Origin of the sequence: Streptomyces sp. NBC_00289 (assembly GCF_041435115.1) — a bacterium.
In the GTDB taxonomy this organism is placed as follows: domain Bacteria; phylum Actinomycetota; class Actinomycetes; order Streptomycetales; family Streptomycetaceae; genus Streptomyces.
The window spans coordinates 6,276,218-6,301,968 of the sequence record NZ_CP108046.1; the positions used below are offsets into that span (position 1 = coordinate 6,276,218).

General features: G+C 68.3%; 26 protein-coding genes and 1 pseudogene. 12 read left to right on the forward strand and 15 right to left on the reverse strand.

Annotated elements, in window-relative coordinates:
• Positions 1–44: 44 nt before the first annotated feature.
• Positions 45–548, reverse strand: coding sequence for a hypothetical protein (locus OG985_RS28395; RefSeq protein WP_371671172.1), 504 nt, complete (start codon positions 546–548; stop codon positions 45–47).
• Positions 549–660: 112 nt separating this feature from the next.
• Between OG985_RS28395 and OG985_RS28400 the strand changes: the two genes are divergently transcribed.
• Together OG985_RS28400 and OG985_RS28405 are read left to right on the forward strand one after the other, a co-directional pair.
• On the forward strand, positions 661–1,908 hold the full coding sequence (locus OG985_RS28400; RefSeq protein WP_371671173.1) for a Twin-arginine translocation pathway signal: 1,248 nt from the start codon (positions 661–663) through the stop codon (positions 1,906–1,908).
• Positions 1,909–1,910: 2 nt separating this feature from the next.
• The gene (locus tag OG985_RS28405; protein WP_371671174.1) at positions 1,911–2,228 is read left to right on the forward strand and encodes a 4a-hydroxytetrahydrobiopterin dehydratase; all 318 of its coding nucleotides are present in this window, start codon (positions 1,911–1,913) and stop codon (positions 2,226–2,228) included.
• 111 nt (positions 2,229–2,339) lie between these two features.
• Here the strand turns inward: OG985_RS28405 and OG985_RS28410 are convergent, their stop codons facing one another.
• Together OG985_RS28410 and OG985_RS28415 are read right to left on the reverse strand one after the other, a co-directional pair.
• Positions 2,340–2,825: an HNH endonuclease family protein gene (locus tag OG985_RS28410; protein WP_371671175.1), complete on the reverse strand. Its 486-nt coding sequence runs from the start codon at positions 2,823–2,825 to the stop codon at positions 2,340–2,342.
• Positions 2,826–2,920: 95 nt separating this feature from the next.
• Entirely contained in the window at positions 2,921–3,229 is a 309-nt protein-coding gene (locus tag OG985_RS28415) for a DUF262 domain-containing protein (protein ID WP_371671176.1), read from the reverse strand.
• A 682-nt stretch (positions 3,230–3,911) separates the two neighbouring features.
• On the opposite strand from OG985_RS28415, the gene OG985_RS28420 reads away from it, so the two are divergent.
• A complete protein-coding gene (locus OG985_RS28420; RefSeq protein WP_371671177.1) occupies positions 3,912–4,244 on the forward strand; it encodes a hypothetical protein in 333 nt (110 codons plus the stop codon).
• 50 nt (positions 4,245–4,294) lie between these two features.
• Here the strand turns inward: OG985_RS28420 and OG985_RS28425 are convergent, their stop codons facing one another.
• The 3 genes from OG985_RS28425 to OG985_RS28435 form a co-directional block, all read right to left on the reverse strand.
• Positions 4,295–7,441, reverse strand: a complete 3,147-nt coding sequence (locus OG985_RS28425) for a DUF3427 domain-containing protein (RefSeq protein WP_371671178.1) — start codon at positions 7,439–7,441, stop codon at positions 4,295–4,297.
• Positions 7,442–7,703: 262 nt separating this feature from the next.
• Positions 7,704–8,714, reverse strand: a complete 1,011-nt coding sequence (locus OG985_RS28430; RefSeq protein ID WP_371671179.1) for a hypothetical protein — start codon at positions 8,712–8,714, stop codon at positions 7,704–7,706.
• 74 nt (positions 8,715–8,788) lie between these two features.
• Positions 8,789–10,264 carry a beta-1,6-galactanase gene (locus OG985_RS28435; protein WP_371671180.1) on the reverse strand — a complete coding sequence of 492 codons (1,476 nt, stop codon included), beginning with the start codon at positions 10,262–10,264 and terminating at the stop codon, positions 8,789–8,791.
• Between the two features lie 322 nt (positions 10,265–10,586).
• On the opposite strand from OG985_RS28435, the gene OG985_RS28440 reads away from it, so the two are divergent.
• The gene (locus OG985_RS28440) at positions 10,587–11,354 is read left to right on the forward strand and encodes a class E sortase (RefSeq protein ID WP_371671181.1); all 768 of its coding nucleotides are present in this window, start codon (positions 10,587–10,589) and stop codon (positions 11,352–11,354) included.
• A gap of 205 nt (positions 11,355–11,559) precedes the next feature.
• Here OG985_RS28440 and OG985_RS28445 read toward each other — a convergent pair whose 3' ends face one another.
• A complete protein-coding gene (locus OG985_RS28445; RefSeq protein WP_371671182.1) occupies positions 11,560–12,996 on the reverse strand; it encodes an MFS transporter in 1,437 nt (478 codons plus the stop codon).
• Between the two features lie 125 nt (positions 12,997–13,121).
• Between OG985_RS28445 and OG985_RS28450 the strand changes: the two genes are divergently transcribed.
• The 4 genes from OG985_RS28450 to OG985_RS28465 all read left to right on the forward strand — a co-directional run bounded on the left by OG985_RS28450 (position 13,122) and on the right by OG985_RS28465 (position 15,964).
• Positions 13,122–13,667, forward strand: a complete 546-nt coding sequence (locus OG985_RS28450) for a winged helix-turn-helix transcriptional regulator (protein ID WP_371671183.1) — start codon at positions 13,122–13,124, stop codon at positions 13,665–13,667.
• Between the two features lie 133 nt (positions 13,668–13,800).
• The gene (locus tag OG985_RS28455) at positions 13,801–14,151 is read left to right on the forward strand and encodes a DUF6412 domain-containing protein (RefSeq protein ID WP_371671184.1); all 351 of its coding nucleotides are present in this window, start codon (positions 13,801–13,803) and stop codon (positions 14,149–14,151) included.
• A gap of 103 nt (positions 14,152–14,254) precedes the next feature.
• A complete protein-coding gene (locus OG985_RS28460) occupies positions 14,255–14,980 on the forward strand; it encodes a YidC/Oxa1 family membrane protein insertase (protein ID WP_371671185.1) in 726 nt (241 codons plus the stop codon).
• Between the two features lie 126 nt (positions 14,981–15,106).
• Positions 15,107–15,964 (forward strand): fumarylacetoacetate hydrolase family protein, encoded by an 858-nt coding sequence (locus tag OG985_RS28465; protein WP_371671186.1) that lies wholly within the window; start codon positions 15,107–15,109, stop codon positions 15,962–15,964.
• Positions 15,965–16,090: 126 nt separating this feature from the next.
• On the opposite strand, the gene OG985_RS28470 is transcribed toward OG985_RS28465, so the two are convergent.
• Together OG985_RS28470 and OG985_RS28475 are read right to left on the reverse strand one after the other, a co-directional pair.
• Positions 16,091–16,594: a heme-degrading domain-containing protein gene (locus OG985_RS28470; protein ID WP_371671187.1), complete on the reverse strand. Its 504-nt coding sequence runs from the start codon at positions 16,592–16,594 to the stop codon at positions 16,091–16,093.
• Positions 16,591–17,715, reverse strand: coding sequence for a Gfo/Idh/MocA family oxidoreductase (locus tag OG985_RS28475; RefSeq protein WP_371671188.1), 1,125 nt, complete (start codon positions 17,713–17,715; stop codon positions 16,591–16,593). Before OG985_RS28475 ends, OG985_RS28470 begins: the two co-directional genes overlap by 4 nt.
• A gap of 101 nt (positions 17,716–17,816) precedes the next feature.
• On the opposite strand from OG985_RS28475, the gene OG985_RS28480 reads away from it, so the two are divergent.
• From OG985_RS28480 to OG985_RS28490, 3 genes and pseudogenes are all read left to right on the forward strand, one after another.
• A complete protein-coding gene (locus OG985_RS28480) occupies positions 17,817–19,043 on the forward strand; it encodes an ROK family protein (protein WP_371674518.1) in 1,227 nt (408 codons plus the stop codon).
• A 170-nt stretch (positions 19,044–19,213) separates the two neighbouring features.
• On the forward strand, positions 19,214–20,089 hold the full coding sequence (locus OG985_RS28485) for a hypothetical protein (RefSeq protein ID WP_371671189.1): 876 nt from the start codon (positions 19,214–19,216) through the stop codon (positions 20,087–20,089).
• 112 nt (positions 20,090–20,201) lie between these two features.
• Positions 20,202–20,583: pseudogene (locus OG985_RS28490) on the forward strand (TIGR01457 family HAD-type hydrolase); the annotation flags it as partial.
• Positions 20,584–20,709: 126 nt separating this feature from the next.
• Here OG985_RS28490 and OG985_RS28495 read toward each other — a convergent pair.
• Positions 20,710–21,489, reverse strand: a complete 780-nt coding sequence (locus OG985_RS28495) for an HAD-IIA family hydrolase (RefSeq protein ID WP_371671190.1) — start codon at positions 21,487–21,489, stop codon at positions 20,710–20,712.
• A gap of 225 nt (positions 21,490–21,714) precedes the next feature.
• Here OG985_RS28495 and OG985_RS28500 point away from each other — a divergent pair, with 225 nt between their 5' ends.
• Complete coding sequence (locus tag OG985_RS28500) at positions 21,715–23,025, forward strand: hypothetical protein (protein ID WP_371671191.1); 1,311 nt, start codon at positions 21,715–21,717, stop codon at positions 23,023–23,025.
• A gap of 84 nt (positions 23,026–23,109) precedes the next feature.
• Here the strand turns inward: OG985_RS28500 and OG985_RS28505 are convergent, their stop codons facing one another.
• The 5 genes from OG985_RS28505 to OG985_RS28525 form a co-directional block, all read right to left on the reverse strand.
• Complete coding sequence (locus tag OG985_RS28505) at positions 23,110–23,394, reverse strand: hypothetical protein (RefSeq protein ID WP_371671192.1); 285 nt, start codon at positions 23,392–23,394, stop codon at positions 23,110–23,112.
• Positions 23,394–23,603 carry a hypothetical protein gene (locus tag OG985_RS28510; RefSeq protein ID WP_371671193.1) on the reverse strand — a complete coding sequence of 70 codons (210 nt, stop codon included), beginning with the start codon at positions 23,601–23,603 and terminating at the stop codon, positions 23,394–23,396. The genes OG985_RS28505 and OG985_RS28510 overlap by 1 nt, the downstream gene beginning before the upstream one ends.
• Positions 23,604–23,697: 94 nt before the next feature.
• Entirely contained in the window at positions 23,698–24,543 is an 846-nt protein-coding gene (locus OG985_RS28515) for a helix-turn-helix domain-containing protein (protein WP_371671194.1), read from the reverse strand.
• Between the two features lie 27 nt (positions 24,544–24,570).
• Complete coding sequence (locus tag OG985_RS28520; RefSeq protein WP_371671195.1) at positions 24,571–25,098, reverse strand: DUF6879 family protein; 528 nt, start codon at positions 25,096–25,098, stop codon at positions 24,571–24,573.
• Between the two features lie 349 nt (positions 25,099–25,447).
• The gene (locus tag OG985_RS28525) at positions 25,448–25,723 is read right to left on the reverse strand and encodes a hypothetical protein (RefSeq protein WP_371671196.1); all 276 of its coding nucleotides are present in this window, start codon (positions 25,721–25,723) and stop codon (positions 25,448–25,450) included.
• Positions 25,724–25,751 lie beyond the last annotated feature (28 nt).

The following is a 25,751-nucleotide window of genomic DNA, read 5'->3' on the forward strand; positions in this document are numbered from 1 at the left end:
CACGGCGCGGCACCTCACGCACCGGGAAGCGGTGGGCGGCGGGATCAGGCGGACGCGTGCTCGATGAGCTGCCGATGCCCGGCGTCGATCAGGTCCCGCACGGCCTGCGGCCGGCACAGGTCACCGTCGTAGCGCGGCGGAACGACCCAGTAGGTCCCGGGCGGTTCACGCCGATCGATCCGCGGGACACCGAGATAGGTGTCGTCCCGAAGACACGGAGCACTGCGGTTGTAGTCCCAGACGAGACCGGCGTGCCACTGGATGAGCGCGTAGTACGTCGGGCCGGTGGCCCGGTGGTCGTGAATGACGGGACCTCGCAGCCGACCGGACAGGACCTCGGCAACCACCTCCGGGTGATCCGAGCGGAGAGCGGCGTACACGAGCGTCCCGGCCAGCCGCACCGCGGCGAAGCGTCGACCAAGAGGTAACAGGGCCACGCCCTGGTTGGACCATTCCGCTCGGGCTTGCTCGGGCACCGGGTGCGCCTGGGCGAGCCAATCGGTGATCGCTCTGTCCGTTGTTTGGTTCTGCGTACGTTCTGTAGTCACACAAGGATGATGGAATTGCAGTGAGTGACGGAACCAGGTCGTCCCGTGGCCATGCGTGGCCACGTAGCGGCCATGGCCCCAGACCTGCGCGAGGACACCTCAGACTGGGCTCATGGGTCGCAACGACGCACTGAGAGCTGCACGGCTTCGAGTGGGCTGGCGAACGATGGAGAAAGCCGCCGAGAAACTGACGGATCACGGCCGCCAGTTACTCGACGATCGGCAGTTCAACGTCTCGGCGCGCACATGGCGCCGCTGGGAGGGCGCACTGCCCGGCTGGCCGTCGGAGGAGACGGCGCTCGTGATTCACGACGCTCTCGGCCGGTGGCCGGAGGACCTTGGGTTCACGACGCCGCCGGGCTGGATTCGTCCCGAGCACCACAAGGAAGAGGAGCAGGTGAATCGCCGTACGTTCGTCTCGGTCACCGCTGCGGCGCTCGTCGCGGGGCCCGTTGCGTCGCAGTACGTCGATCCGGCCCTGATCGACTACTTCCAGCAGCAGTTGGAGGGGCACTACCGGGCGGACATGCTCCTGGGCCCGCACGACCTGATCGGCACCGTCTCCGCTCAGTACCAGCTCATCGACAAGCTGGTCCGCTCAGCCAAGGGCGAGACCCGACAGGGTCTACTCCGCGTCGGAGCCGCGTACGCCGCGCTCGTCGGCTGGCTGTACCAGGACGCCGGAGACATGCACGGAGCCGCTTTCTGGCGCGGTGTGACACAGGAAATAGCGGTGCGTTCCCGTGACCCGCACTTGATCGGATACTCGCTCGTGAACCAGGCCCAAGTCCGCACGGATCTGGGCGACGGAGCGGCCGTGATCGACCTATGCGAGGCGGCCCTTGAGGATTCGCGGAGACTCGTCCCAAAGGTGCGCATCATGGCGATGCAGCAGCAAGCCCATGGCGCCGGTCTCACAGGTGATCGCCGTGCGGTCGATCGGCTCCTCGACGAAGCGGACGGATTGCTCTCGCGAGTCGATGACGACCTCCCGTGGGGCAACGCGTGCCGCCGCACGCCCGGTTACCTCGAGGTGCAGCGCGCCACTTGCTACGGAAGGCTCGGCCTAGGTTCACAAGCGGCCTCCCTGTGGAACCAAGTTCTTCAGATCGTTCCTACGTCGGCACGCCGTGACCGCGGCGTCTACCTGGCCCGGCACGCGACAGCGGCGGCTGGAGCAGGCAACCCAGATGAAGCACTGGAGATCGCTCAGGCGGCCGCCGACATCGCCATCGAGACACGATCCGCCCGCACGACAAAGGAGTTGGTGACCCTGCAGCGGATGATGCGTCCATGGCAGGATTCGCTGGTCGGCCGGGACCTGGACGGAGTTCTGGCACCTGTGATCGAGAGGGGCTGAGCGTGTCGCACACACCGGTACCGCTGACCGAGGAAGCAATCCACGTAGCCCTCTCGGAGACGCCCGGCTGGCGCCGTGAAGGCGACGAAATCACCCGGACCTACGGCATCCGCTACCACGGCGGGGTCGCGATGATCGTGCACGTCGCCGACATCGAACGGCTCATCAGCCACCACGCGGACATCGACCTGCGTTGGGGAACGGTGCGATTCGCGATCACCACGCATGACGCCGGGCACAGGCTCACGACCTCGGATTTTGACTTGGCGAAGCGCATCGACGGAATCGCCCAGGCACATGGCGCCGAGCCTGTGGACTGAGCGCGGCGGGAACGCGATATCGGCGAACCACCAGGGCGAGGAGCGGGGCCCGGCACGAAGATGCTGAGCCCCCAGACAGCCACGCTTCCACTGTTCACAGATCGGCCGGATTCATGTTCGGCCTCCAGACCACTGACTTGCTCCAGGCCAGACGCTGAGCGCGACCTTGGCCAGCCGTGCCTGACGTTCGCTGATTCCCTCCGGCCGCCATTGGGATTTCTCGGAATCCCAAAGGTTGGAAACATTCGTCTGCGAGGATATCAAGAGAGCCGATTCCGCGTAGCTGGCCGCTTTCTCTGGATACGGGCGATTTGAGAAGGCTTGATTCTTTCGCCCGCTCAGCAGCGTGAGATTTCCCAAACGATGAATCCAGGAGTCATGTTCTTCGAGGCGCAGTTCCTGGCCCGGCTGTTGCGGGTAGATCTGGTCAACGTGCACCTTGGCGTTACCTGATACTTCGAGCTCATCCACACCAGCGCTCAAACGCAGCGCGCCTTCAATTTTCTGAAGAAGATAGCGAGCCTGCGATGCCTTCGGGATTTCTGCTTCTTCGAAGTCTGCCTTGAAGATTTCATTGTCAGGAATCCATGTGTACATGCGGCGTAGAATAGATTCTAGGCCGGCGCCTCCCGAAAATTCCTTGGCTGCTTCAAAGATATTTTCCTCGAGGAGTGTCGATTCCCGTCGCCCGATCACGGTCCATCTGACGTAGCAATCAAGATAGTCGACGTGGTTAGGCGTTGTTGGCCATCTAGAAGTGACCTGCTCTTCACATGCTCGTCCGTGATGGTGACAATAGGGCCTATGAAATATTCTGACGCCGACTCTTTTCCTGTTTCGCGGGTATTTCGGAATTTTTGAATGTCAGCCCAATAGGTGTCAACTTCCTTTTTTGTCCAGGAATATTGCCGCTGGCTGTCGTCTGGAACGGTGACTACTGGGTTATTGGCTCCGATCAACTGCCCGAGAGTCTGTCGTGCTGCATGCTTGATGATCGCCATGATGAGCTCCGCTAGTTTCGATCGCGACGGGAACAGATCGTAGCTGGTTGGCACTCAACTGGCCTCTGCCTCACGGAGTTTGAACGGTCAGGCGGGGGGTATCGCCGCCGATTGGTGTCATCTCGGCGCCTCGAGAGGCAGCACCAGACAGGCGCGGTCCCGAGCCGCGGCCAAGCTGGTACCTTCAGGGCATCGTGGGATCTGACCGCCGCCAGCAGAGCTTTGGAACAAGATGAGCTTTTCCAGCGAGAACACCGCCTCCCATCACCTCCACCTAATCTTGTCGAGGGTTCGCGAGTCATCAGCGAGCCACTACGCGAACGGTTGGGTCCAGGTTCTTGAAGCCGAATGGGGATCCGTCGATTTTGTTAGACGTCACTCGGAGGTGGTGAATCTCCTCCTCAGTACAATCGAGCAATTGAATGCACTACCTGGGCGCTCACGGGAGAGGGCTCTGAGGTACGTTCCGCATTGGTGGACCGCAATTGTGCAGCCGCAGGCTAATTGGACGGACCCTGGTCGCGCAGCTGGCGCTATTATCACGCAAGATATTTTGGATCACCTTGAGGCGGCAGCCGATCTCATCTCGGGAAGCCTCGCGGGGTCGACTGCGGCGCCCCGTAGCAGCGAGCTTCAAAGTGTGTCGGACCAGTGTCGCGAGTGGATTGAATTGCTGCGAGACATGGAGGATGCCGAACTTGGTGGTCCGATTAAAGAACGGATCATCTCTCAGATTGAGCATCTGATTTGGCTGATCGAAAACGTCGAACTGTTCGGTGGAGCTAGAGTTGCGGATGAAGCGAGCAGGGTCATGGGCTCGCTAGTTCAAGCAACAGCCACCATGGATGCGAATCCGGCTCACGCTAGCCGTTGGCAGAAGGGGTGGTACGCGTTCGTCGCGGTCTGCCTGGCTTTTAACTTCGGGGCTCCCGTACTTCAAGAATCCATTCAGGCTGGCAGCGGGATCGTCAAGGAGATCGCAGGCGTGGTCGACCAGATCCAGGGTGCGGAGTAGCCGCTGCCAGGTCGGCGCAGGGGCGGTGCCCTGGAGCGTTCGCCTCGAGATCACCCCGCAGCGATAGCCGCGTATGTCCATACATCGGCCGGAAGCTCGTGCCGCAATCGCCACGTGATCGCCATCGGTTTGCTACCCGTGTGCCCCTCGTAGGTCGCAGGTCCAAGGAGCATCCACGGCTGGGACTTGCCGATGTCGGTGCTCTTGTAGCGACGCATGAACAGGAGGACCTGGCTGCCCTGTTGCTTGTGATCCTGGTAGCGCAGACCCGTCGGCGAGTTGCTGGCGGTCGCGTTCTGCGATTCCCAGTGGAAGAGCGTCGGGCTCAGGGCGTAGTCCTTGTAGCGGATGGTGGGGGAGAAGTCCTTCTCGTTCTTTTCCAAGGTGACCAGGAGGGCATCGGTTTTGATCTCCTCGACCCACTGGACGCCCTGAGCGAAGGACCGAGGCATCTGACCGCCCAAGCGCGCCACCCCGAGAGCGGCCAGAATCTCGGAACGGTTGTACGAACTGTGGACCATCAAAGGGATATAGCCGTGGGTCCCCGTCAGGGGGATGGGGAAGTGGTCGGCGCGCTCCATGACGTGCGAGAGCACCTGCCGCAGCTCGTCACGGAGCGCCACTTGATCGCGTAGTGATGCAAGGCCCTGCTGGTAGCCCGTGAACCCGCCCGCGTTGTCCCACAGGTTGAAGAAGAGCATGCGTGCGTACGTCTGGTCGGTTGGACTCAGAGCCTCGTAGGGCGGAGCGTCGTCGGCGAGGAGGCGGAGGTACGCATCGGCTCGGGCTGGGTCGTCTACGTGGAGGAAAGCATGGACGCGCTTGAGGAGGCTGGCCTCTTCCGGTGGCGCCATGTCCTTCAGGGCCCCTGCCCTCCGGAGCACGGTCGTCCACGAGTTGTCGCTCTTGTAGAGCTCCTTGATCTCACGCTGACTCTCACGGAGGTAGTCAGCGAGACGCGGCGTGCTGTAGGCCTTGACCTCGCTGACCAACGTCTTGATGGTGGCGCCCAGTTGGGTGCGAATGTTGTCGAGTACGAGGTCCTTTGACTTGCCTTCCAAAATGATCTGACACCCGGAGGGAAGCTGCGGGAAATCATGCTCGATGTGTTCGACGAGCCGGTTTCTTGAGAGATTCGTCAGCGCCCGGAACTGCTCCTCGAACCGGAACTCCGCTCTGTGCTGGCCGATGAAGTCAAGGACGGTGAGCACCGGCTTCGTCTCCGTGCGGCGAAGGCCTCGGCCCAACTGCTGTAGAAAGACGGTAGCGCTGTTAGTGGGGCGCAGGAGCAGTAGCGTATCGACGTCGGGAATGTCGAGGCCCTCATTGAACAGGTCTACGGAGAAGATCACTTGGAGCTTCCCATTGCCCAGGTCAGCGAGTGCTTGAGCGCGCACCCCAACCGGCGAGTCACTGTCCAGCGCCAAGGCACCAAATCCAGCCTCACGGAAGAAGCCGGCCATGAAGTGAGCGTGGGCCTTGGTCACACAGAAGCCCAGAGCCCGCATGGCTCCAGGGTTGGAGATCTTGTCTCGAATCTGCTTGACGACGATTCGGGCGCGGGCATGGTCGCCCGTGTAGAGGTTGCCGAGTTCGCTGTCGGTGTAGGTGCCCCTGCTCCACCCAAGGTTCGTCAGATCCGTGCCGTCTGGGAGCCCGAAGTAGTGGAAAGGACACAGCAGGTCGTTCTCGAGTGCCTCCCAGAGCCGCAGCTCCGCCGCGATGCGACCGTCGAAGAACTCGTCCTGCACATTGAGGCCGTCCATCCGCTCAGGAGTGGCCGTAAGCCCCAGAAGCTGCTTCGGATCGAAGTGGTCGATGACCCGCCGATAGGTCGCCGCGGTGGCGTGATGAAACTCGTCGATGACGATGATGTCGAAGTGGTCGGGGGCTAGTTGCTCCAGTCGCCGTACGTTGAGCGACTGGACGCTGGCGAACACGTGATTCCAAGCCTGCGGCTCCTGGCCGCCGTGAAGAAGTTCCCCGAAGGAGGCGTCATCGAGGACCTCCTGGTACATGCGCAGGGACTGCTTGAGGATCTCCTTGCGGTGGGCCACGAACAGCAACCGGGGGTGCCCGCTACCCGGCTTCCTGGACAGGTGTCGGTAGTCCAGGGCCGCCATCACGGTCTTGCCGGTACCGGTGGCCGCGACAAGGAGGTTGTGGTTTCGCCCGCGGATCTCTCGCTCGACACGAAGGCGATCGAGCATGTCCTGTTGGTGCGGGAACGCACGTACTTCAAGGCCCGAAAGATTGATTCGCAGGTCAGTTGCGGAGGTGCTGCCGCCTGCCTGAGCCAGGGCTTGATCGAGACGTTCGCCGTGGTTGTCGGGGTCGTACGACTCGAAGGCGGTGTCGTTCCAGTACGCGTCGAAGGTTGCCTCGAACTTGTTGAGCACCGCGGGAGTGGCGATCGATGACAGCCGTACGTTCCACTCCAGTCCGTCGAGTAGCGCGGCCTTCGACAGGTTGGAGCTGCCGACATACGCGGTGTCGTAGCCGCTCTTCCGACGGAACAGCCATGCCTTCGCATGCAGCCGCGTAGACCGCAGCTCGTAGTTGACCTTGACCTCGGCGCCGAAGTCGCGGACGAGACGATCGAGGGCATGGCGATCAGTAGCGCCGATGTACGTCGTCGTGATGACACGGATCGGTACGCCGCGTTTCTTGGCGGCGCGTAGGGAGTCCTCCAGGACCCGAATGCCATACCACTTCACGAAGGCGCAGAGCAGGTCGATGCGGTCTGCGGTGGCCAGTTCGGCACGCAACTCCGCACCCAGACTCGGGTCTTCGGGAGCGTTCGTGATCAGCGAGGTCTCGGAGAGAGGTGTGAGGGGCCGCACCGCATAGACACCCGGGGCCTCCTGCTCAGCGAGCGCCAGGAGCTGTCGTGGGCCGTCTATGACGGCGCTCGCCGCCTCGGCGTCGTCCTCATCAGGCGTGGCGGCAGCAAGGGATTGCAGAATGCGGTTGGCGACTGCGACCTGCTTGTCCTGGGGCAACTGACTCAGTCGGCGTCCCACGACCTGACCAATGTGCCGAGCCAGCACATGCGGGGTGGACTCGGCGCTGACCTCGGCATCGATCGCCTTCCAGCCCGCGGCTTCGAGCTGCTCGAGCTCCTCGTGCACGCCGTGGGTGATGAGCTTCTCGTAGATACCCGCGGCAGGCTGCCTCGGATCCCCCCGCTCTGCCACGACTGCCCCCTTGATCACCTGTGTCGAGATGACTCAGTTCTAACAGCGGCCACTGACAAAGCGAGGCGTTCTTGTGAAACCTGGTCGTGGTCGGAGGTTGGTTACCCTCGTGATCGGCCGACACCCTCAGCCCTAACCCCAACCGTAGGGCGCACGAACTCTCGTCGCGGGGTCCGCAGACGAAGAGGAGGGCGAACGGCAGCCGAGGTTGGAGCCTATCCGCCCCCTCGTGTGCCATTTCGGAGCCAGGCGCGGCTACGCCTCAGCCCCCATGACACCCCCCATACCCCCGCCCCGACCCACACCAGCAAACCGCCCCCCGCTGCGGCGGCCACACAACCGCGCGCCCCCGCGCCGCCAGTGTCGTCGCGTACTGGGGAAGGAGGGAGACGTCGCCGGGGGAGGTTCCCTCTGAGGCTGCGAAGGCTTCGTAGGAGGGGACCGTGCCGGTGACGATGCCGAGGTTGGGGGTGCCGGAGGTGGCCAGTTCGCGGAGGGAGCGTTCTATCGTCGTGAGGTGTTCCTCATGGGAGGGGTACTCCGTGGCCAGGGACGGATAGGCGGTCAGCAGTTCCGCCAGCTCCTCCTTCGGCCAGTGCAGGACCGCCACCGGGAAGGGGCGGGAGAGGGCCTCGCGGTAGGTGCCCAGCTCCGCGCGCAGGCGGGAGATCTCCGCCTCCAGTTCCGCCGGGTTGTCCGAGCCCAGGGACCAGACGCGCTTGGGGTCGTGGAGTTCGTCCAGGGACACGGGGGAGGAGTGCAGGGTGTCGGCCAGTACGTCCCAGTCGTCGTGGCCGACGCCCAGCATCCGCCGTACCCGATGGCGGCCGAACAGCAGCGGATGCGTCGCGTACGGGGGTTCCGAGGGGTCCGCAAGCAGCAGCCGTACGGCCTCCGTGAACGTCTGTTGCGCCGCCTCGAGCTCGTCGTGCGACTCCAGGGACTCCGCCACGATCACCCAGGGTGCCGGGTCCCGGGGGGACGCCGCCCGGACGCCCTCGATGATCGCCCTGGCCTCGGCCTCGTGGCCGTACTCCCAGAGGTTCGAGGCCTTGAGGGCCCGTACCAGATGAGGGTTCTCCAGGCCGTCCGGCGAGGACAGCAGGCGGTCGTAGAGCGCGGTCGCGGCGGGGCGGTCGCCGGCCAGTTCCAGGTGGGCCGCGGCCTGCAGCAGCAGGGCTTCCGCGTCCTCGGGATACAGGCCGGCGGTCCGCTCCAGGCGTGCCGCTTCGGCGGTGTGGTCGACGTTCTCGGCAGGCGTGTCGGGGCGCATGGGTGACACCGTACTGCCGACCAATGACAAAGAAGAGGTATGCGCAGGCCAGGGCCTGGTGAACAACTTCTCAATCAGATCGTCACGCCGTCGATCTGTAGTGTCTGCACCGCCTTCGCCGCGAACGGCACCGCCACCGTCTTTCCGCTGAGGGTGGTGTTGGAGTACGACTTGTACAGGTCCCCGCCGCCCGTCGTGAGGGTGTTCCAGCGGGGGACGACGCCGCCCGAGCCGCCCGTGACCGTGGTGAACCGGGAGAGGTCGAAGGTCAGGGTCTGGGCCGAGGTGGACGTGTTCGCGGCCACGATCACCAGGCGCTTGGCGCTCGCGTCGTAGCCGGCCACCGCGTAGCTGACGCCCGTGTCGAGGATCTTCATGCCGGGGCGGATGTGGCGGCTGAACTGGGCCATCACGTAGTACTTCGTCGTCACGGCGCCCGCCGCCAGCGTGTTCGCGTCGTACGCGATCATCGCCCAGTTCGTCGACGGGTCCATGACCTGCCAGTACACCCAGGCCGTCGGGTGCAGCCAGCGGAAGTCGTAGAGCAGGTTGCTCGCCATCGTCATGCCGGTGCCGTCGTTGTCGCCGGTCTCCGAGTTCCACAGGGCCTTGCCGGAGGTCGTCACCACGTCGGTGTAGAGCAGGTCGCGGCGGCCGCCCGAGCCCTGGTAGCCGTGGACGTTGACCCGGTTCACGTACCCCTTCGTCGTCGAGCTGAAGGAGTTCCACGTCGTGCGCGCCAGGTCGTAGCTCGTCTCGTCCGACGCCGAGATCTTCGTGCCCGTCAGGCCGCGCTTGTCCAACTCGCTGCGCATGTAGGGGAGTACGGCCGACTGGACCGTCGCGTCCATGTGGCAGCCCTCCTGCGTGCCCGTCGCCGTCCACCAGCTGGAGCTGGGCTCGTTGAACGGGTCGACCGTCGCGAAGTTCACGCCCCAGTTGTTCTTGGCGTAGAGGGCGACGGCCGCCAGGTGGGAGGCGTGCTGGCGGTAGTTCCAGGACTGGCAGTTGTTGCCGCCGTCCGAGGCGCCCGACGGGTTGTGGTTCAGACACATCCACCACATCGGGGAGTTCGCGAACAGTTCGGTCGTGGCGCCCCGCGACGTCGCCTTCACCAGCATCGCCCGCTGCGCCGCGTCCGCCGACCAGTCCCAGGCCGAGGAGGCCGGGTCCTCGTTGTTCCAGTCCTGCCAGTAGCCCTCGATCTGCTTGAAGGCCGGGATGTTGGGCGAGGCGGTCATCGTGGTGCCGCCGACGCTGTTGGTGCTGCACGCGCCCAGGTTGTAGCGGGCGATGTTGAGGCCGAGGCCGGGGAGCGTCGTGCCGTTGTACGTCACCGACTTGGTGGTGAAGAAGATGTCGGCGAAGTCGTCCCGGGCGCCGAACACGTTGGCCCACCAGGCCAGCGAGGTGCCCCAGCCCTCCCAGGTGCCGTACGACGTTCCGGGGGTGACGGCGATGGTGGCGTCCGCGTGTGCGGTGCCCGTCGCCAGTGCGCTGCCCAGGACCGTTCCACCTGCCGCGGCCAGCAGGGTTCTGCGTCGGATCATGACGTCTCCGCTTCGCTCAACGAGCTCTCCGTGAGCTCCTGACGAGCTCTCGACGCGTTCGACGGCCGGTCCCTGAACCGGCGTCGAGCCTGCGTCGTGGCTGTCCCGTTCATGCCATCAGGAAGCATCGGGGCGCCGCGGTGAGGTTGTCGAGGGTTCCGACAGCCCTTTCTAAAACCTATGGAGAAAGGGTTCGGTATGTCGGACGGAGGAGGAGGCGCGCGCCCCGTCGCGCGCGCTGGGTGGGCGCGGCGGTCGCGGGTCTGGTGACTTCACGTCCCTCGCCTTATCGTGCGGGCGGCTCTGGGAAGGAGGCGTCCGCGTGCGGCTTCACGTCCTGCACCACGGCATCCGGCGGCGCCGCGCACGCCGGCGACGCGTCCTGTGGACCGGCGGGGAACTCCTGGTCACCGTCGGGGTCGTGCTCCTGCTCCTCGTCGTCCACCAACTGTGGTGGACCAACCGGGAGGCCAGGGAGGGCGCCGAGCGGAAAGTGGAGGCGCTGGAGCGGGAGTGGGGCCCCGGCCCGGCAGAACCGGGGGGCGGTGCCGGCGGGTCCGCCCCGTCGCCGCGGGACACGCGGGCCGGCAGCGGCCGTACGCCCGCGGCCGCCACCGGCCCGGCCTCCCCGCCCCGCTGGTCCCAGGCCTACGCCATCCTCACCATCCCCCGCCTGGGGCTCCGCGTCCCGATCGCCGAGGGCATCGGCAAGCAGTCCGTCCTCAACAAGGGGTACGTCGGCCACTACCCCGGCACCCAACAGCCGGGCCGCGCCGGGAACTTCGCGCTCGCCGGGCACCGGAACACCCACGGCGAGCCCTTTCGGTACCTCAACCGGCTGACGGCCGGGGACACCGTCCGGGTCGAGACCGAGAGCGCGACCTACACGTACGCCGTCGACCGGACCCTGCCGCAGACCTCGGCCCGTGACTCGGGCGTCCTTCGCCCCGTACCCCGCTCCACCGTCAGACCCGCCTACGGCTACCGCGAACCCGGCTACTACGTGACCCTCACCACCTGCACTCCGGAGTACACCTCCCGCTACCGGCTGGTGGTCTGGGGGAAGCTCGTCTCCATGCGGCCGCGATAGTCGTACGGTCATCGGCCGCGACCGTCGTACGGGCACAGCGACCGCGACTGTAGTACGGGCACAGCGACCGTGACAGTCGTACGGTCACGGCGACCGTGACAGTCGTACGGTTTCGGGGCGGGAGCTGTCGGCCGCGCGCTCGGGCGCTGGGCAGGAGCTGTCGGCCGCGCGCTCGGTCACTGGGCGGGAGCCGTGGGCCGCGCGCTCAGGACCGCTCCCGCACCGCCACGACCCCCACCGCTCCCAGCAGCGCCAGGCCCGCCGAGACGACCATCGCCAGGTCCGCGCCCTGGGCGAGGCCGTCGTCGGTCGAGGTGGTGATGGCGATCGTCAGGGCCACGCCGACCGCCGAGCCGATGTAGCGGAGCGTCTGCTGGGCGCCCGAGCCCATCGCGGCACGGTCCGCCGGCACCGACTCCACCGAGAGCAGCGGGAGTGCCGCGTTGAGCAGGCCGCTGCCCACGCCGCTCACGATCAGGCCGGGGAGCAGCCGCGGCCAGGAGCCCGCGTCGAGCGCGCCGAGCATGGTCAGGACGCCGGCCGCGTGCAGGACGAAACCGAGGGCCAGTTGGCGCCGGGGCGGGATGCGGCCCGCGAGGCGCTTGGCCTGGAGGGCGACCGCGAAGGACAGTCCCGACCAGAGCAGGATCAGCCACGCCGTGTTCATCGCGGACAGGCCGATCGTCTGCTGGATCAGCGCGGACATGAAGCTGAAGAGGCCGATCACCGACAGCCCCGTGAAGAGGCCGCCCGCGGACGAGGCCAGGAAGCGGGGGCGGCGGAGCAGGGCCAGGTCGATCATCGGGGTCGCCACCCGGCGCTCCACCCACACGAACGCGCCCACCAGCACGAGGGACGCCAGCAGCAACAGCCCCACCGGCGCCCGCAGCCAGCCGTCCCGGCCCAGCGTCACGGCCGCGACCAGCGCGGTCAGCGCGAGTCCGAAGGCGAGGGCGCCGGCCACGTCGGGGCGTCCGCCCCTCGGTGCCCGCGACTCGGTCAGCGTTCGCAGACTCAGGGCCGCCACGATCAGCGCGGCCGCGCCCAGCACGCCGTATGCCACGCGCCAGTCGGGCAGTGAGCCCGCCACGACCGGGCCGACCGCGATGCCGCCGCTCACGAACGCGCCCCACACGCCCGTCGCGTGCAGCCGGCCGCGCGGGGTCGGGAACGCGTGGACGATCAGGCCGAGGCTGCTGGCGAGGATCGCCGCGCTCGCCGCGCCCTGGGCGATACGGGCCAGCGTGAACGTCCAGGTCGAGGAGGTGAGCGCGCCCAGCGCCGTGGTGATGCCGAGGGCGAGCGTGCCGGACAGGAAGATCCGGCGGCGGCCGTAGTCGTCGGCGAGGCTGCCGGCGACGAGGAGGAGGGCGGCGAGGCCGAGCGGGGTGCCGTTCAGGAGCCAGGCCTGCGCGGAGAGCGGGGTGTGCAGGGCGGCGGCGGTGTCGGGGAGCGTGACGATCGGCGCGGTGTACGTCATCAGCGTCACGGCGGTCGCCGCGCTGGTCAGGGCCAGGGTGGCGCGAGGGTGCGCCGCCGGGTCCTGGGCGCGTGCCGGAGCGGGGGCCGTTGTGACGGCGGCCGAGGTGGGCGCGGTGCCTGTCGTTGCCGCGGTGGTGGCTGCGGAGTCGAGCCGGGTCATGGTCTGGCCTTCCGGGGGACCTACGGCGCTCTAGGTTCGGTCATTGAACCTACTGACAGTCGAACCGTACCACTGTCGGTTCGGTCATTGAACCAAGTTCTCGGAAAGTGGTTACAGTGGACGGCATGGCACTGGGCAAGGACTACGCGACGCAGGAGTGCTCGATCGCGCGGGCGCTGGAGGTCATCGGTGAACGGTGGACCCTCCTCGTGATCCGTGACGCCCTCTACGGCGTCCGGCGCTACAACGACTTCCTCGTTCACCTCGGCATCCCGCGCGCCGTCCTGGCCGCCCGGCTTCAGGCGCTCACCGCCGACGGGATCCTCGAGAAGCGCCGCTATCAGGAGTCGCCGCCCCGCGACGAGTACGTGCTGACCGACCGGGGCATCGAGCTGTGGCCGACGATCCGGTCCCTCGGCCTGTGGGGCCGCGAGCACTTCACCGGGACCCCCCGGCTGCGCTACTTCCGGCACGCCGACTGCGGTACCGAACTCGGGCCGTACGGCGAATGCCCGGCCTGCGGAATCGTCGTACCCGTCGGGGATGTCCTCCTGGAACCGGGCCCCGGACTCGACCCGGACCCGGCGGACCCGGTCAGCCGCGCGCTGCTCAAGCCGAGGCGGCTGCTGCAGCCGATCGAGACGGAGGCGTCGGAACGGGCCCGGGTGTAGCGGGCCGCCATATCAACTGCTCCCATTACAGGGGATGTAGGGGACGCGGCGGCCGCTCCCGGAACCAGCCGCCGTGGAACGGCCTCCTGTATAACGGGCGTACGGGTGAGAGGTGCGAGAGGGGGAGTGGTCGATGATCCGCAGCCGGGCCGTCGTGCGTTCCTCCCGCGTGGCTTCCGCCGTCGTGCTGCGCCCGGCCGCCGTGCCGCCGCTCCTGTTCCTGCTGCTTCAGCTCGCGCTGCTCGACACCGGCAGCCTCTCCGCCACCGTCGCGCTGGCCGCGACCGCCGCGGCCGGCTCCGCGCTCGCCGTCTGCTCCCTCCTCGCCGCGCGCAGCGCGCCCGCCGTGCCGCCCACCCGGGTGCGTACGGCGATCCGCGACCGCGCCCGCCGTACGGCGTTCCTGCCGCAACGCGATCCCGACGCCGCCGGCCGCCGAAGGCCCCGAGCGCCCGGACACGCCCTCCCGACGACCGTCGCGTAGGGCACGCCACCACCTGAGTACGTGATCCGTGACCCGCGCGGGTGGGTCGTCATGCCGCCATCCCTTTTTCTCCGGCACGACGAGACCCTCGGAGGGCTCATCCATGTCCGTTTTCGCCGATCTGGTCGACCACCTGGCCGACCTGCTCCAGCCCCTCTTCGGCGCGGGCGCGGCCGCCGCCGCGATCGTCCTGTTCACCGCGCTCGTACGACTGCTCGTGCACCCCCTGTCCCGGGCGGCCGCGCGCGGGCAGAAGGCCCGTACCGCACTCCAGCCGAAGATCGCCGAACTGCGGAAGAAGCACCGCAGGAACCCCGAGAAGCTGCGGGACGCGGTACTCGAACTGCACGCCGCCGAGAAGGTGTCGCCGCTGTCCGGCATCCTGCCCGGCCTGCTCCAACTGCCCGCGTTCTTCCTGCTGTACCACCTGTTCTCCAGCACCACGATCGGCGGGCGGGCCAACGAACTCCTCGGCCACCAACTGTTCGCCGCGCCCCTCGGCGACCGCTGGGCGGACGCGCTGAGCAGCGGCGGACCGTTCGGGGCCGCGGGGCTCGTGTACCTCGGCATCTTCGCTGTCGTCGCGGCCGTCGCCACCTTCAACTACCGCCGTACGAAGCGGGTGGCGGCCGCGAACCTGGTGCTGCCGGTCGCGGAGCCGGCGAGCGAGGGGGAGCGCGTTCCCGGACTCGGGGCCGTCACCAAGGTCATGCCGTTCATGTCCTTCCTCACCCTCTTCACCGTCGCGGTGATGCCGCTGGCGGCCGCGCTGTACGTCGTCACCAGTACGACGTGGAGCGCCGTGGAGCGAGCGGTGCTCTACCGCTGAGCACCCGGTTACGGTCCAGTACGCGAACAGGGTCTTGCGGACCGGACAGCCGCCTTGGAGGATCGACCAGACCTCCGATGGCTGCACCCGTCGGCGGGGCGTCCGCGATCGAGGGAGATTGTGATCATGAAGCTGCTGCGTGTCGGTACGGCGGGAGCGGAGCGGCCCGCGCTGCTCGACGCCGACGGGACCCCGCGGGACCTGTCCGGTGTCGTCCCGGACATCGACGGACCGCTGCTCGCCGACGATGCCGCGCTCGGCCGGATCCGGGCCGCCGCCGACGCCGGGGACCTGCCCGCGCTGGACGCGGGAGGACTGCGCGTCGGGCCGCCGCTGGCCCGGATCGGCAAGATCGTGTGCATCGGGCTGAACTACCACGACCACGCCCGCGAGACGGGGGCCGAGCCGCCCGGCGAGCCGGTGATCTTCTTCAAGGCCGCCGACACGGTGGTCGGACCGCACGACACGGTGCTCGTGCCCCGCGGCTCGGTGAAGACCGACTGGGAGGTCGAACTCGCGGTGGTCATCGGACGTACGGCCCGCTACGTCGGGTCGGCGGAGGAGGCCCTCGGACATGTCGCCGGGTACGCGGTGGCGCACGACGTGTCCGAGCGTGAGTTCCAGATCGAGCGCGGCGGGACCTGGGACAAGGGGAAGAACTGCGAGACGTTCAACCCGCTGGGGCCGTGGCTGGTGACCTCGGACGAGGTGCCCGACCCGCAGAACCTACGGCTCAGGCTCTGGGTGAACGGCGAGCTGAAGCAGGACGGCACGACCGCCGAGCAGATCTTCCCGGTGGGCGAAGTCGTGCGCTACGTCAGCCAGTTCATGACCCTGTACCCGGGCGACGTCATCAACACCGGGACACCGGCGGGGGTCGCGCTGGGGCAGCCCGAGCCGAAGCCGTTCCTTCGGGCCGGGGATGTGGTCGAGCTGGAGATCGAGGGGCTGGGGCGGCAGCGGCAGGCGTTCAAGGACGCGTAGGCGCTCCGCCGGGGGCGGGGAATCGGTTGTGGGCCGGCTTCGGTGGCCGATCCTGGTTCCCCGCGCCCCCGGTGGGTGCGCGTGGCTTTCGGGGTGGGGCGACCGACGCGTTCCCCGAGATCCGTCCTACCGGTCCAGGAACTGCTCCAGAACCTCCACCACGAAACGGTGGTCCTGGAGTTGGGGCAGGCCGCTCACCGTCACCGCGCCGATGACGCCCACGCCCTCCACGGTGATCGGGAAGGAGCCGCCGTGGGCCGCGTACGTGCCGGGGTCGAGGCGGGCGGCCTCCTCGAACGTCGTGCCCTTGGCGCGGAAGCGGGTGCCCACCAGGTACGAGGCCGAGCCGTACCGTTCGACCACCCGGCGCTTACGGGCGATCCAGTCGTCGTTGTCCGGGGTCGAGCCCGGCAGCGCCGCGTGGAACAGCTGCTGGCCGGCGCGGTGGATGTCGATGGCGACCGGAGCCTGCCGCTCGCGGGCCAGTTCGACCAGCAGGGAGCCCAGCGCCCAGGCGTCGTCGTGGGTGAACTGGCGGAACACCAGGCGGCGTTCCTGTGCCTCCAGCTCCTCGACACTCGGCGTGATCTCGGGCTGGAACCTCGGGGTGATGCCCTGGTGGTGCGTCACAGTGTCACCGTCACCTTGTCGTGGGCCGAGCGGCGGGCCGCCTCCAGTACGTCGAGAGCGGCGGCCGCCTCCAGCGCGGTCACGGGGTTCTCGCCGGTGCCGCGAAGAGCGGCCGACACCGCCGCGTAGTACGCGGGGTAGTCGCCGGGGAGGGTCGGCACGGGCCGGCCGCCGCCGGTCAGCGGGGACTCCCCGGCGCCGACGCGGCCCCACAGGGACTCGGGCTCCAGGCCCCAGGCCGCCGCGTCACCCGGGCGCTCACCCTCGCGCAGGGCCGCTTCCTGCGGGTCGAGGCCGTACTTGACGTACCCCGCCCGCGAGCCCAGCGCCCGGAAGCGCGGCCCGAGTTGGGCGGTGGTCGCGGAGGCGTACAGATGCGACCGCACCCCGCTCGCGTGCGTGATCGCGATGAACGTGTCGTCGTCCGCCCGCGCGCCCGGTCGGCGGATGTCCGACTCGGCGTACACGGCGGTGGCGGGACCGAACAGGACGAGGGCCTGGTCGACGAGGTGGCTGCCGAGGTCGTACAGCAGACCTCCGATCTCCGCGGGGTCGCCGGACTCCCGCCAGCCGCCCTTCGGCTCCGGCCGCCACCGCTCGAAGCGGGACTCGAAGCGCAGTACGTCGCCCAGCTCGCCGTCCTCGAGGAGCTTGCGCAGGGTCAGGAAGTCGTTGTCCCAGCGGCGGTTCTGGAAGACGGAGAGCAGCAGTCCGCGCTCCTCGGCGAGGGCCGCGAGGTCGCGCGCCTCGGCCGCCGTGCCGGCGATCGGCTTGTCCACGACCACGGGCACGCCGGCCTTCAGCGCGGCGGTCGCGAGCGGGACGTGGGTCCTGTTCGGGGAGGCGATGACGATCAGGTCCAGCTCGTCGGCGCGGCCGAACAGCTCGTCCGGGGTGGCGGCGACGCGCACGTCCGGGAACTCGGCGCGGGCCTGGGCCTGCCGCTCGGGGTTCGAGGTGACCACCGTGTCCAGGGCGAGGCCCTCGGTGGCGGCGATCAGCGGGGCGTGGAAGACGGAGCCCGCGAGGCCGTAGCCGACGAGGCCCACGCGGAGGGTGCCGGTCGTGCGGTCCGGGCCGGTCGTTCCCGCTGCACCCGTCGTGTCTGTCGTACCTGTCATGGAGTCCACTTTCGCAACGCTGTTGCCAAAGTGCAAGCAGGAGAGAGAATGGAGGGGTGAACAGCACAAGGGGTGGCCCGGCCGGCGCGAACCTGGGCGCCATGCGCAGTCACAACACCGCGCTGGTGCTCGACCTGCTGCGCACGGCGGGCGCCGAGGGCATCAGCCGGCTCGAACTCGCCGAGCGGACGGGGCTCACCCCGCAGGCCGTCAGCAAGATCACCGCCCGGCTGCGGGAGGACGGCCTCGCCGCAGAGGCCGGGCGCCGCGCGTCCACGGGCGGCAAGCCGCGTACGGTGCTGCGGCTGGTGCCGGAGGCCGGACACGCGATCGGGCTGCACCTGGACCGGGACGAGTCGACGGTCGTGTTGTGCGACCTGACCGGCGCGGTGGTGGCCGAACGCCGGTCGCCCCTCGACTTCGGAGCGGGCGCCGACGCGGTGATCGAGCAGGCGGCCCGGGAGGTCGAGACACTGCCGGACGGCCGGTCGCCCTCCGTCCTGGGCCTCGGCGTCGCCATTCCCGGCCCCCTGGACCACACCCACGGCGTCCTGCACCGGGTCACCGGCTTCCCCGGGTGGGACGGCTACCCGCTGCGGGACGCGCTCGCCCGACGACTGGGAACGCCGGTCGTGATCGACAAGGACACCAACGCGGCGGCACTGCGGCTGGCGGTCGGCGGAGAGGTGCGGGGTGATGCGGCGCGGGGCGGGGAGCCTTGCGGTGGCGAGTGGCGCGGGGGTGAGGCCCGCGCGGCCGAGGCTCGTCGTGGTGAGGCTCGCGACGGGGAGGTGTGCGGTGGCGGAGATCCTGGGATCGCGGAACGTGGTGGTGGGGAAGGCCACGGGGGCGCGGGCGGTGGCTCCTTCGCCTATCTGCATCTCGGTACGGGGCTCGGCGCCGGGCTGGTGATCGGCGGGGCCCTGCACCGGGGCGCCAGGACCGGCGCGGGCGAGTTCGGACACCAGGTCATCCAGCTGGACGGGCCACTCTGCGGCTGCGGGAACCGCGGCTGCATCGAGGCCCTGTGCCTGCGTGCCGTGGCCCGGGGCGAGACCGCGGAGGCGGCGGAGGTGCTCGGCGAGGGCGCCGCGAACCTCGTCGCGCTGCTGGACATCGACCTGGTCCTGCTCGGCGGTCGCACCGTCGCCGCCGACCCGCAGACGTTCGTGCGCGGAGTCGGCGCCGTCCTGGACGCCCGCGCCCGCCGCGCGGGCCGCCGCGACCAAGCGGTACCGGTACGGATCGCCCCCGGTGGCGCGCGCGGGGTGGCGGAGGGTGCGGCCCAGCTGCTGCTCGCACCGCTGTTCGGACGCGCCGGCGCGTGAGGTCCTGGCGGCGCGTGAGGTCGTGGCGGACGGCTCCTTGACGGGCGCCGGGGCGTGGTCCGTCCCGGCCGCCGGTATCCGCGTCCGCATCCGCTGATCGAGGGGACTTCCCCGCCCGTACGGAGCGGCGCCACGTCTCACCCGCTTCCGCCCGGCATGGTCATGTGTTCATGCGACTGTCTACGCCCACCTCCCTCTGCCTGGCAGCAGCCGCCCTCCTCTCCGCAGCCACCCCGGCCGCCTCGGCGCCCGCGCAGGCCGACCCCGCGTACGCGGGGTCCGACCCGGGCTGTGTCACCGCTTCCCCTGAGCCGGCCTTCCCGCTCGTCACCCGCATTCACGGCGGCCCGGACGCCTACGAGGCCGGTGGCGGCTACGGCACCTGGTACCTCGACCTCACCAACACCACCGCCCGGTCCTGCGCCGGCGTCCACCCGGTCGTCGTCCTCGTCGACAAGGAGCGCGCCCTCAGGCCGGCGCAGCCTCACCTCGAGTTCTACGAGGGCACCCGTCCCCATCCCGTCCGCTTCGAGGCGACCGACGAGGCCGAACTGGTCGGAGCCTTCGACGACGGCTTCCGCGGCTTCACCGTCGGGCCCCGCCGTACCGTCACCGTGAAGGTCCGGCTCGCGATCACCTCGGACGCCGTACCCAACCAGGTCACCGTCAACGCGGCCGTCGTACAACGGCACGACGACGACGGCGACTGGGTCGGCCAGTCGAACGACTACCGCTTCGGCATCGACTCCGACCCCGCGCCGGCCACCCCCACCGACTCCGCGTCCGCCTCGGCCACCGGACCCGCACCGGACCCGCACCGGGACGAGGTGCCGCGCCCCGAAGCCACCGTCACCGCCCCTGCCGCACCCACCGCCACACCGCCCGGCACCGCCACACCCACCGCCACCGCCCCGGTGGCCCGTCTCCCCTTCGCCGAGGAACTCGCCCGCACCGGACTCGGCCCGGCGGCCGGCGCCACCGCGGCCACGGTCCTGCTGCTCGCCGCGGGCGGCGGCGCCCTGGTGCTGGTCCGCAGACGCCGTTGAGTCGGACGCGCGCCGGGACTTCGCCGTAGCGGGGCATTCCCTCAAGATCCGGCCATGCTTAGGCTGGGGCGACGCGGCACCGCGCACACGCGTACGGCAGGAGATCCAGCAGATGTCAGACCGCAGGCCCATCGAGTCGTGGCTCACCGACATGGACGGTGTGCTCATCCACGAGGGCGTACCGATCCCCGGCGCCGACGCCTTCCTCAAGAAACTGCGTGAGTCCGGGAAGCCGTTCCTGGTGCTCACCAACAACTCCATCTACACCCCGCGCGACCTGCACGCCCGGCTGCGGCGCATGGGCCTGGACGTGCCCGTCGAGTCCATCTGGACCTCTGCGCTGGCCACCGCCCAGTTCCTGGACGACCAGCGGCCCAACGGCTCGGCGTACGTCATCGGCGAGGCCGGCCTGACCACCGCGCTGCACGACATCGGCTACATCCTCACCGACCACGAACCGGACTACGTCGTCCTCGGCGAGACCCGCACACCCAAAACGTATTTTGCCCTGACCTGCGGTTTGTCGCCCTCCGTGAGAGGCAGACCTACAGTCTGCTACGAATCAGAGAAGGCCCTCCCAACATACCGGGAGGGCCTTCTCTGTGTCTGGTGAAAGATCGTCACACCTGGTCGACGAGATCCGCGATCGAGTCCACGACGTGTGAGGGCCGAAACGGGTACCGCTGAATGTCGGCGTCGGTCGTCAGGCCGGTGCGGACGAGGAACGTCGTCATGCCAGCCTCAAGGCCCGCGAGTACGTCCGTGTCCATCCGGTCGCCGATCATGGCCGAGGTCTCCGAGTGAGCCCCGATCGCGTTCAGCCCGGCCCGCATCATCAGCGGGTTCGGCTTCCCTACGAAGTACGGGTCCTTCCCCGTGGCCTTCGTGATCAAGGCGGCAACCGAGCCGGTAGCCGGAAGCGCGCCCTCGGGCGAGGGTCCGGTGTTGTCGGGGTTGGTGGCGATGAACCGCGCCCCGGCGTCGATCAGGCGGATGGCCTTCGTGAGCGCCTCGAAGCTGTACTGCCTCGTTTCGCCGAGTACGACGAAATCGGGGTCCTGGTCGGTCAGGACGTACCCGACGTCATGCAGGGCCGTGGTCAGGCCCGCCTCGCCGATCACGTACGCCGTGCCGCTGGGGCGCTGGTCGTCCATGAACTTCGCCGTTGCGAGGGCGGAGGTCCAGATGTTCTCCGCCGGCACTTGCAGGCCCATGCGGGAGAGCCGGGCAGCCAAGTCGCGGGGCGTGTAGATCGAGTTGTTCGTGAGTACGAGGAACGGCTTGCCGGACTCGCGCAGCCTCTTCAGGAAGGCGTCAGCGCCGGGGATGGGTGTGCCTTCGTGGATCAGCACCCCGTCCATGTCGGTGAGCCACGAGTCGATGGGCTTGCGCGCTGTCATGCGGCGATGATCCCACACCCATTAGTGCGTCAAGCGGACTGGTGGAGCCCTTCCGGATTGCGAGATCCTTTACCTCGGGGGCAAATCGTCAAGCCGCAGTGGACAAAGGTGACGCACGTCACCGGTTGAAGAGTAAATAAACAGCGTTTCCATACTACAAATGATCTAGTTGTCCTGATTGGCTGATGCGCGGAACCCGACATTCCGTTTGAGAGAGCGCCGAAGATGTCGCAGCACGCGAAGCATGTACAGGACGAGATCAGCACCCACCCCATAGGCAAGCTACTTGCGCTTCCTGCGAAGGGGAGTGCCGGGCGCAAGACCGCCATCACGGCGTACGTGGGCCTCTTGGCCACCTCAGCCAGTGCGGGCGGGTACGCCCTCGTACACGGAGGCGTGGAGGCGAAGTCGGCCGCCACGACCGGCCCAGGGATCGCGCGAGCGGACAACGCGGCGTTCGAGACCGAACAGGCTCCCGGCTACCGGCCGACCTACTTCGATGGTGCGGGCGGCGTCGCAGGCGTCCCCTTCACGGGCGAACAGCGCGAGGCCCTGATCCACGAGGCGCAGCGCCGTGGGCTATCGGTCGTGGATGCGTACGCGCTCGCCTACGGGGATCAGGCGAAGATCACGGTCAGGCCGGACGGGACAGTCGATGTCGACACGAGCGGTGTCACCGTCCCCAACGGGCCCGTCTACGCGCTGCTCGCGCCCGGCATGACGATGCCGACGCCGAAAGCGGGGCCTGACGACTCCCTGTACCTTGCCGCGGGCCCCGCCCCCAAGGTGCCCCGAGTCGGCATTCCCCAGACGGGCGGCGAGGGCAAGCATCACAAGCCAGGGCGCGGCTCGAAGGCCGACAAGCCGGTAAAGGGGCGCTTGACCCTGCCCGGCATCGCTGCGCCGAAGAGTCTCGGCGAGGGCGGCCACTACTACGACAACAGCGGGAAGAACCCGTACCAGAAGCCGCCCGGCCTCAAGGACGCCTTGCCGCCTGTCGTGGGCGACGTGATCGACCTGCTCCCCGGCTTCCGGCAGTGGCTCGGGCAGGTGTCGGGAGACACCGCGAACGTCGACACCTCGATCACGCGGGACAGGGACACGGTGACGATCGCCGTCGCCGCGACGATCAACTCGGACATCACGATCACGACCACGATTCAAGCGCCGGCAGACCCGAACCGGCAGTCGGACGGGATTGTCGTGCAGACCACCGTCAGCGACGCGGGCACAGGGGAAGTGCTCGGCCGGTCGGACTCTCAAGAGGTTCACGACACCGACTCCGCAACCGGGGTCGCTATCGGTCAGGTGGTCGAGGCCGTGATCGGCGCGGTTCAGCAGAGCAACAACCCGACGAACGACGACACCCCGCGCCCCGACTTGCCTGACGACCTTCCCGCTCCTCCGGGTTGGGCGGACGGCGAGACCCCCACGGACGCGCCCGTACAGGCCGAGGAGCCCCCAGCGGACACCGAGACACCCCCGGCTGATCCGGAGGCGCCCATGACCCCGTCAGAGAGTTCCGCAGGCGCGTAGGGATGGAACCGCCCCGGCCGGACCTGTCCTTCTTCGGGGGATGGCGGCCGGGGCGGCGTTAGTCTCCGCCCCCGAGTCTGCGCGTTAGGCACGGGGGAGCCTAGGAACCTCAAGGGCGGAGAGCCGGTGGGGCAGAACGGTGCCGGCGGATTCAACGGGCATGACGGAGGCGTGGTCGCTGACCGTGCGGCGGAAGAGGTTGTGCCCGGTCTCTGCGGTGTGCCGGATGGCGGCCTTGGATGTCTCCTCGTCCGAGTCGCTCTGGGCTGACCAGTCGCAGCCTCCCGGCCCGCAGTGCGCTTCCCAGATCACGCCGCCCTCGGGCACGTGGTTGATCGTGTAGTCCACGAAGCGGAAGACCGATCGCATCAGAGCGCGCTCCTGTTCCGCTCGGCCACGCGAGCCCGCAGGCGGGCGGAGGCGTCCGGCTCCGCGAGGTTGTCCGGGTCGACCTCCCACTCCCTTCCGCCGCCGATCGGACGGAGGAGGTACCTGCCACCCTGGAAGGCCATGATCTCGCCCACGCTGTCCCGCTTCGTATCGTGGCCGAGTTCGCCGACCGCAAGCCCGTCAGCCATGCCGCCACCTCCGCTCCCGCTGTGTCTGCTTCACCAATGACGCTAGAGACGGGGAGAGTTGAGGGGCCAGGAGATTGCACGAGATTGCAGATTTTCACCCGAGCGCGGTCATGGCTTCCAGGATCAGCGCACGGGCCTTCGCCCCGTAGACGGCCATCTTCGAGAAGCGTTCGAAGGCCCGCAGGTAGAGCGTGACCTCGCTCGGCCGGGTGACGATGATGTTCGCGGAGAGAGTCTCGACCTGCACCTGAGCGGTGTCGAACGCGAGGAAGCCCTCCAGCGTCCACATGCGCCGGGCGGCCGTGCGGGGGATGACGCCGAGGGACACGCTCGGCAGGGCCATCACGGTAAGCAGGTAGCCGAGTTGACCAGCCATCGTCTCGGCGTCCCCGAAGGGGAAGTACAGCACGTCTTCCTCGACGAGCAGGGCGAACCGCTTCGAGCCGTCGTACAGCACCTTCGATCGCTCGACGCGGGCAGTCGCCGCCTCGGCTGCGTCGTTGGGCGTCTCGAACACGTCCGCGATGGTCCCAAGGAGGGCCTCGGCGTAGCCCTGCGTCTGCAACAGGCCGGGCACGACGTTCGAGCAGTACACCCGCATGTGGCGGGTCCGCTGGTACAGCGGCATGTCCGAAGTCTGGTTACGGACCATGCCCGTGCGCTGAAGGTGGCGCCACTCGCGGTACATGGAATCCGCGGTGCGGGTTGCTGAGATCAGGTCGTCCGCCTGGTCGTCGCCCCCGCAAGCCCGGCACCACTCGCGGATGTCCTGGTCGGACGGGCGAGTCTTCGCGTTCTCGATCCGCGACGCCTTCGAGGGGTTCCAGCCGCACCGGATAGCCAGGTCTCGGCCGGTCAGCCCGGCGTCCTGGCGGATGTGCCGCAGGCGGTCAGCGATGGCCTTGCGTGCCTCTTGGACACTGGACGATGGTGACGACATGGCTCGGCTATCCGGTGCGCGTGCTGGTCAGACCTGGAACTCTCCGTGCGGTGCGGCCCTGTCCCAGACGGCGGCGAAGGCCGACGCGCACAGGGCGGCGACCGCCGGGTCCTCGCTCATCTCCGGCTCGACCGCCTGACCCTCGCCGGAGAAGTGGTTGAAGCGGACGAGCCGCTCGTCGATCAGCCAGAAGTCAGCCGCCGGCAACGGGATGCCGAGGGCCTCGCGGCGGGGCAGCCATCGCACCTCTTCGCCCGCCGAGAGGTTCAGGGGCGTCAGTGCGTGCTCGTACCTGACGTAGTCCGTCACCGGCACGGAGACGATGCGGGCCCGGCGCACGGAGACCCCGCGCTTCGTGATGCTCTCGACGAGATCCATCCACTCGGCGAGGGCTTTCCGCCCGTCGTCGAGCGTCCATGCGCCCGAGCGCCAGAGGCGCATCTCGTCCTCTTCCTCGGCCACCGCGTACACGTCCCGCATCTCCAGGTGGAGAGCGGAACGCGTCGCGGAAGAGAGGAGGTCGTCGAAGCTAGGAACCTGAGCCTTCGGCGTCATCTAGGGCCTTCCTCAGAATCGGGGCCATGCGGGCAGGGAGACGGATCACCGCCTCGGTGTCGGGCAGGGGACTGTCCTGCCGAGTCCGATCCGTCGTCGCCTCGTCAGCCTTCCATCCCTGAAGAACGATCTCGTCCGTCTCGTCGTCGACCCAGACGGCAGGGCAGTTCCCGCCTCCCGTGTTGGGGTCGATACCGATGAACCGTAGAGCCATGGAGACCTCACCTGTCGAGCGGGTTGCATGAGCTTGCAATAACTTCACCCCTGCGTGGGCGCCCGTCAAGGACGCCAGGCAGGACAAAGGCCCCTGCCTTGCGCGTGAACACAGTGCAGGGGCCTTCGAGTTGGATCAAGCGGCGGGGGCCAGGGCGAGGAGGATCGGGCCACGCGCCGTGTCCCACTCCCGCCCGGCCTCGATCGCCGTGCGGCCCTGGTTGGCGATGCGCTCCCCGATGGGGCCGATGAACTCCTCGTAGAACGTGCCGCGTTGCTCGGGCTTCATGCCAGCGGCCAGCATCGTTGCGATGCACCGTGTCCGGAAGACGGCTGCGGCCTCGGCGAAGTCGTCCCCGGTCCACTGGTCGGCATGCTGTGCGGCGAGGGCCCAACTCATCGTGAAAGACATGGCTACAGCTTAACGGGTCAACGCAAAG